7 protein-coding genes are annotated in these 7,295 nt (G+C 67.4%); 1 reads left to right on the top strand and 6 read right to left on the bottom strand.

Annotated features, from left to right (window positions below; all coding sequences use genetic code 11):
* The 6 genes from HUU95_RS04415 to HUU95_RS04440 form a co-directional block, all read right to left on the bottom strand.
* A partial coding sequence (locus tag HUU95_RS04415) for a glycosyltransferase family 2 protein (RefSeq protein ID WP_174278996.1) occupies positions 1 to 2,322 on the bottom strand: 2,322 nt, incomplete at its 3' end.
* 219 nt (positions 2,323 to 2,541) lie between these two features.
* Entirely contained in the window at positions 2,542 to 3,807 is a 1,266-nt protein-coding gene (locus tag HUU95_RS04420) for a transporter (protein WP_174278997.1), read from the bottom strand.
* A gap of 55 nt (positions 3,808 to 3,862) precedes the next feature.
* Positions 3,863 to 4,438: a hypothetical protein gene (locus tag HUU95_RS04425; protein WP_174278998.1), complete on the bottom strand. Its 576-nt coding sequence runs from the start codon at positions 4,436 to 4,438 to the stop codon at positions 3,863 to 3,865.
* A complete protein-coding gene (locus tag HUU95_RS04430) occupies positions 4,435 to 5,163 on the bottom strand; it encodes a C39 family peptidase (protein ID WP_174278999.1) in 729 nt (242 codons plus the stop codon). Before HUU95_RS04430 ends, HUU95_RS04425 begins: the two co-directional genes overlap by 4 nt.
* A complete protein-coding gene (locus tag HUU95_RS04435) occupies positions 5,160 to 5,516 on the bottom strand; it encodes a hypothetical protein (protein ID WP_174279000.1) in 357 nt (118 codons plus the stop codon). The genes HUU95_RS04430 and HUU95_RS04435 overlap by 4 nt, the downstream gene beginning before the upstream one ends.
* Positions 5,517 to 5,619: 103 nt before the next feature.
* Entirely contained in the window at positions 5,620 to 6,096 is a 477-nt protein-coding gene (locus HUU95_RS04440) for a hypothetical protein (protein WP_174279001.1), read from the bottom strand.
* Between the two features lie 174 nt (positions 6,097 to 6,270).
* Here HUU95_RS04440 and HUU95_RS04445 point away from each other — a divergent pair.
* On the top strand, positions 6,271 to 7,295 hold a 1,025-nt coding region (locus HUU95_RS04445; RefSeq protein ID WP_174279002.1), incomplete at its 3' end, for an energy transducer TonB.

Consider the following 7,295-nt stretch of genomic DNA (forward strand, 5'->3'; position numbering starts at 1 on the left):
GCTGGCCGGGTCATGCGCGGCGAGCCGGTCATACATCGCCAGCGCCGCCTCGTTCTGGCCGGACCAGCTCAGCGCCAGCGCGAGCCGCGCCGCGATCGCCCACCGCTCCGCCTGATCGCCGCGGGACGCCAGCGCTTCCCGGTAGAGCGGCACCGCCCGCGCGCTCATGCCGCCGTAGAGCAAGGCATCGGCATATTCGCGGAGCAGTTCGCCGCGCCGGCGGGGAACGGCGTCGATCGCTTTCGCGAACAGCCTCGCGGCGTCCGCGTTGCGACCGTCATGCGCGGCCTGCCGGGCCGCGGCGATCGTCGAGGCCTCGCCGCCGAGCAGCGTCGCGATCAGGTCGCCGGTCGAGCGGGATCGGCTCGGCGCGACGGTCTGGGCGACGGCCGAGCCTAGCGACGCGTGCAAGAGCATCAGGACGGTCAGCGACGCGCCGGCGAGACCCCTCCCGCGCTTGCGTGACGCGCCGGCGACGCGCGGCGTCACCTTCCACGCCCGCTCCCCCATGGCCTCCTTGATGTGCGCGACCCGCGACAGCGCATCCTTGAACGGCGAGAAGAAGAAGGTGGAGACGATCAGATATTCGAGGAACCAGCGCCACTTCCGCTTCATCGGCCGATGCGCGAGCAGATAGGCGAGCGCGATCTGGCCCGGCCCCGTCGACATGGTGAAGATCGTCGTCGCGAGGAAGACCGGGATGGTCCAGTGAAGGTAGCTCCACCCATAGACCATGATCCAGTAGAACATGATCGGCACCACCTGGATCGAGTACCAGGGGAACAGCTCACGCCACACGAGCAGATGGATCAGCCCCAGTTTCTGCCGGACCGAGACGCGTGGCGATAGCAGGGCGGGCATGACGCGCCGGAACGAGACCTGGAACCAGCCCTGTGCCCAGCGCAGGCGCTGGTTGAGCAGCTGCTTGATCGCGGTCGGCGCCAGTTCCTCCGAGACCAGGTCGCGATCCCCGGCGATCCGGTAGCCGGCGACGACCGCGCGGATGCTGCTGTCGATATCCTCGGTGAGCATGGAGTGGCGCATGCGCGTCTCGTGCAGCACCGACGTCCGCCAGAAGCCGTTGCTGCCGCCGAAGATGCCAAAGCCGTGGAAACGCGCGCGACCGGGGTGGCTGATCGCGTAGATCTGCTCGAACTCGACCGCGACCATGCGCGCGATCCATGAATCGCCGCCGTTGCGGATCGAGCACCGGCCCTGAACGATGTCCCAGCCGTTCGACAGCCATCGCCATGCCCGCTCCAGGCTGTCGGCCTGGGGATGGTGGTCGGCGTCGAAGATACCGACGAACCGGCCGCGCACCCGGCTGACGACCGCATTGACGTTCTGCGCCTTGGACGTGCTGCCCGATACCCGCATCGGTTCGATCGAGAACCGGCCATCCTGCGCGCACGTTCTCGCCAGCTCCTCCATTTCGTCCTCGACGGGCAGGCGCGGGAAGGGACTGTTATAGGCGACGATGATCTGGACCGCGTTGGCGTACTCCAGTTTCAGGAAAGCGTTGAGCGTTTCGATGATCGTCGCCGCCTCGTTGGGCAGATAGGCCGGGATGATGATCGTGGCCTTCGGATAAGGCAGGCCCGGCTCCAGCGGCGGTGTCGTACTCTTCAGCGCCAGGAAGCCTTCGATCCAGATCGTGATCGCGGTGATGACCAGCACGACGACGACCCCGATGTACACCGGGCCCGAGATGTCGAAGCCGAGCGCGTCGCAGACCGCGTAGAAGATGAACGGTGCACCCAGGCCCAGCAGCAGCGACACCGCGAACTGGACGGCCAGCACCGCCCATTGCGGGGTTAGCCGCCACAGCTTGATCGGATTGAGTCTCGCCGGCACGCGATCCGCCCGCGCCAGGCGACGGCCGTAGCGGACCGGATCGACTTCCAGGCTGACCTTCGCCTGATCGAGCGCGGCTTCGACCATTCCCCAAAGCTCGCGCGCGTTGCCGGTCAGGATCAGGTCGCTATAGCCGATGACCGGCGTCGCATGGACGTCGTCGTCGCCGAACCGCCAGACCCGCTCCACGATGCCGCGCTTGATCGCCACGAACACCGCCCTGGTCGCGGCCGCCGACATCTCGTCAAGCAGCACGACGAACCGACCCGCATACCAGCAGAACACGCCAGCGCCGTCGATCGCTTCATTGATGACCGACAGCAACTCGACATGATGTTCCTCGACAAACAAGTCGGCAACGTCAGCGGGCGCATGCGTCGATAGCTCGACATAGCCGATCGAACCCCGACGCCTGGTCTCCGTCAGGCGGGCATCCACTCGCTTGAAGAAACTATCAACATCGATCAAGCTGTCGCCGCAGCGCAGGTGCAGCAGAAAGGATTCATGCAGGCGGGATTCGGTCGAGATCGCCACATCGCGGTCGGAAGGCGACAAGGTCCCCAACGACATCTCGTCTGAAAAGTGCGTCAGCATGCGAAGACGGTGACATATTCGCAGACACGAATAATTAACCTATGTCCGAAAGTCCTTATTAATGGATGATTGGAGCGGCTCGATGACGATATTTCACTTTGCCGAGAACGGCGCGCGTATCGTTAGGCTGACATCGGGCGCGTCCTGAGTGGCGCCGACCTCCAGCCCGATGTTGACCAGCTGTCGTTCGGTCACACGATAGGACATGCCGACGAGGAGCGATCCCACCTGCAGGCTGCTCGATCGGTCGCCGGCGCCGTTGATCTCCCACCGCATCGGGAAAAGGTAGCTATGCTGGTAGCCGAGCGAGAAGGAGAAGCGCGGGTTGAGCGCGAACCCGAAGCCCAGGTCGGCGGTGATCGCATCGCCCGGCCGAACGCGGCCGATCATGGCGTCGCCCAGCGTCTTGTCGATGTTCTTCGGGAATTGATGCAGGTAGCTCGTCCCGCCGAAGATCACCACGGGATCGGACGGCAGCAGGAAGTTGACCCCGGGCTGTACCGCCCAGAAGCCGGAGCCCGTGGCCAGCCCCTGGGCGACGCCCGAGCTGTCAAACGGTACGGCAAAGGGTGACCGGCCCGTGTCGCTCTTCACCCGGAACGTGCCGATCAGGATCGGCTTCTCCCCGACGGGATGGTTGATCTGGTAACGCAAGCCTAGTTCGATGTCGCCCAGGCCGTGCTCATGCAACGCACTCGACTGTTCGGTCATGTCCTGGCGCTGCTGCATCGCCGTGACCCGGTCCGAGCGGTAGAGATAGGGGAACCGGCCCTCGATCTCGACATTGCCGGTCAGTCCATAGCGTACCGTCCCCGTGGCCACGACCGCGTCGCGATCCGCGGCGCTCGCCTCGATCAACCCGACCTGGATGCCCGGGATCAGCTCGACGCCGCGAAACACGAGCCGGTTGCTCGACGAGTTTGTATATTGGAGCGACGGCTCGATCACGAGATGACCGGCCCGGGTCAGCACGCCAGCCCCTTCAAGGACGGCGCCCACCTGCTGCTCGACGCGCGGCAGATCGGGCGATTCGCCGATGGGCTGCGTCGGCGATGTCGCCGCCACCGCGGCCGGCGACGGATCGGCAGGCGGCCCGGCCGGGGAAGGACGTGGGGACGCCGGCAGGATCTCGGTCGATGATGCGAGCCGGCGCAGGCGGTCCAGCTCCTCCTGTTGCCGCGCGATCCGCTTCGACTGCTCGTCGAGCAGCGCACGCTGCGCGGCCAGTTCGAGCCGCAGTTCGCCCAGCTGCCGGTCCAGCGCGGTGAGGTCCTGCGCCGTCGCGGGGGAGGGCAGGCAGGCCGCGGTCGCGACACCCAGCATGCCGACGATCGCCGGCTTGGTCTGTCCGCTCGTCACGCTCCTGCTCCCCGCAACGTCACGGCGCCGCTGCGCGCAGGTCGGGTGAGCGAGCTCAGTTGGACCGCCGCGCGGACAGCATCGACTGGATCAGCGCGGCGCCGACCCGCATCGCCCCGATGTCGTGGCGGAACGGCGCGAAGCCGGCGATGTCGAGGCTGATGTCGACTTGCTGGCGCAGATCGACGTTGCTGGCGGTGTTGACGACGATATTCTGGATCGAGCCATCGGTGCGCTGGATGAACGCCGTCCGCCCCTCATTGGCGAGCACCACCGTCCCGCCGCCCAGGTTCAGCGTCATGCCGGAGCCGGTCAGCAGGCCGGCGACAAGGCTGTTGGCGGCCGCCGGCGACAGGTCTGCCCCGCTACCGTGCCGGACGCTGGTGGACAGGTCGGTCCAGGCCAGATCGGTCCGCATCACGAGCTTGCCGCCGACATAGGAGCGCAGGTCGACGCCCAGCTGGACGTCGAGCTGGCCGATCCGGAAGCCGCCGCGCTGCGTCGCCAGTTCAGCGTCGCCGACGATGTCGGGCTGCGGTCCGGCCGACGCGACGCTGGCCGATGCCGGGTCTGCCCGGTCGGCCGGACGGGTCGCGGCCAGCGCCGCGGCCAGGCAGAGACCGGCGATCAACGCACGCTCGGCGTGATCTGATAGAGCGGTGGCAGGTTGTCGGTCAGCGTGGCGATCGGCATCCCGAGATCGCGCTCACCGAGCGGCGCCGTCGACCAGGGCAGCCACTCGCCGGCGACGTTGAACCGGGGCCGATCATGTCGCGGCGCGTCGACGATGGCGAGGAAGATGCCGTTCCAATGAGCGGTCAGGTCCGCGATCGTGTAGCGCGTGATGCCGAGCATCGGGTCACCGACCAAGATTTGACCGCGCTCGACGCCCTTCACCACCACGAAGTGGCGATAGCCACGCAGATCGAGGATGATGATCCCGGGGCGCCGGACGTTCCCCAACTGCGCGGGTGACAGGCGGAACCCCTCCGTCCGAAAGCCGATCCCGTCGAGGTAGCGCTTGATGTCCAGCATCGAGAAGCCGAGCCGCCGAATGACCGGCTGGTCGCCCGCCGCCCACATCGCCTGAAAGATCGGCACTTCGCTGGTCGGGTGATCGTAATGATAGTTCAACAGCGTCGCCACCGCCGCCGAACCGCAGCTGAAATCATAGCGCTGCCGGATGACCGTCCGAAACGGGATGTCCGTCCAGCTCATCACCGGCACCTGGTAATTGGCGCTCGCCCCGGTGCTCAACCGGCTCTGCGCCGTCACCGCGCCGGGCAACGCCGCCGCCATCGCAAGCCCACAGGCCAGGCGACGGACATCCGCCATCAGCCGGCCACGGGCCATCATGGCGTGACGTTCACCGTCAAGTTCAAGGCGCTCTGCAGACTGACTTGCGCGCCCGTGTTGACGGCGAAGTTGCCGACGCCGTTGAAGCCGGACAACGCCTGATCGGACAGGGTGATCGAACCCGACGAATAGTTGCCGTTGATGACGTTGCCCGTCGTGATGGCGGTCAGCGTCTGGTTGCCTGCCGCGATGGTCTGGCCGCCACGCAGGTCGGCGAGGTCGTCGTCGGCCAGCGGCGCGGGACGGCCGCCCGGCGCCTGCCGCGCGTCGTCAGGCCGCGCCGCCGTCGACACCTGTCCCACGGCGGCGCTCGATGTGGACGTCAGCCCCACCAGCAGCGCGGCGAAGGGCAACGCGATCGTCTGCTTCATCGAACAACTCCAGGATGTGCAGGCGGGCCACCGGATCGGTCAGCCGGGTATCGTCGGCGGTGGATCGATCGCGTTCGGCGACCGCTCAATTGTTACCGAAATTGCCGTTGACGGCGATGTTCGTCCCCGCCTGCGCCGTCGCGGCTGGTCCCGTGTTCCATCCGGCGGTCAGGATGCCGGCGAAGTTGGTCAAGGATGAGCCGGTGACGACATTAGAGCCGGTCGGCAGCGGTGACGAAGCCGGATCGGCGCCGGCGTTGATCGTGATCTGATTGCCGGCATTCACCGCGCTCAGATCCTGGTTGGAAATGGTCACGATGGACGTGCTGTTGTCGATCGAGGTCTTCGTGCTGCTGTCCTGAACGCCATTGCTGATCGCGGTCGCGGTCGACAGGCTGTCGCTTGTTCCACTACCGATACCAAAACTACCCGCGTTGCCCACGCCCGTCGATGAGCCATCGCTCGTCAGGTTGCCGCTACTGGAAGACTGCGCGGTGGCTGATGATGCCAGCATGATGCCGGTGATCAGCCAATAGCCAGCGTGATTGCTTGTCCTGAACACCGGCGATCTCCCTGATTACTACCAATGGAGCATGCGACGGCAATAGCGTCTATGACCTACATTAGGACAGATTCGGAAAGTGTCCGTTGCGCCTGCTACGCGGCACGGTGCCGCGATACTGGTCAAGGAGAGCCCGGCGCGGTATCGCCGCCTCGCCAATCGGGAGATCAGGCCATGCCTGTCGCGCTGCCCGCCGTGCTCAGCGTTCTTGCGTCGCGGACCGATCCCTCGGGTCCGCGCACCCGGATCGTCGCCTTTGCGCCTGGGGAGGTGTCGTGCTCGACCGAGCCGCTCGCGGCCGTGGCGCTTGCCAGCCCCGTGTCGGTTGTGTCGACGCGGTACGGGCCCGATGGCGACGAGCCGTCCCTGCCGGCCTACCGGTTCACCTTCGCGATCGACGCACAGGGGCGCGCCCGCACGATCCGGCGCGACGCGCCCGCGCCCTCCGGCCAGTATATCGACACGAGCGACCTCGCGCCCGCGCTCGCCGCTTCGCGCTTTGCGGCCGGGGCACCACGGGCGGGATGCTCGATCCGCTACACGGCATCCGTCACGCCGGTCGAGACGGCGGACCTGCGGACCTTGTACGAACTGGCGAGCCGGCCGGAGGCGCCGGGCTACTCGTCGGCGATCCGCGATCGCGTCCAACCGGCGGGCTCGACCTGTCCGCGCGGGCCCGGCCAGTACCGCCGCCTCGACCTGCCCGCGTTCGAGAAACTGTCGTCACCGCCCGGCGGGTCGGCATGGGTGTTCCTCGCCTTCGATGTCGACGGAGCGGGCAAGCCCGGGAACGCGCGCGTGCTGGGCACGTCCGGCGACCCGGCGCTGGACCGGGCGGGCCGGCGCGCCCTGCTCGATGATCGCTATGCGCCGGGGCCGGGCTATCGCGGCTGCACCTACCATTTCTTCCACAACGCTCCATCGGACTGGCGCCCGCCGGAACTGCCGGCGGACGCGCCCGCCGACAATGGCGGCCAACCCGGCTGCGTGATCGACCCCAAGTCGATCGCCGGTCTGCTGGACGGGAGCGCATATCCCCGGCCGTTCCTGCGCCGCCGGATCGAGGGCGTGGCGGTGATCGGCTACGACACCGCGTCCTGGGGGGCGGTCGGCGACGTCAAGGTGCTCGCGTCCGAGCCGGACGAGGCGTTCGGCGTGGCGGCTCGCGGCGCGGTCGCGAACGCGCGCGCGGCGCCGAG

The sequence above is a fragment of the Sphingomonas bacterium genome (assembly GCF_903643065.1).
Classification (GTDB): Bacteria; Pseudomonadota; Alphaproteobacteria; order Sphingomonadales; family Sphingomonadaceae; genus Sphingomonas.

Bases quoted from the DNA above. Each gene is read 5' to 3' on its own strand.
- HUU95_RS04430 (WP_174278999.1), bottom strand. From the start codon at position 5,163: ATGATGGCCCGTGGCCGGCTGATGGCGGATGTCCGTCGCCTGGCCTGT.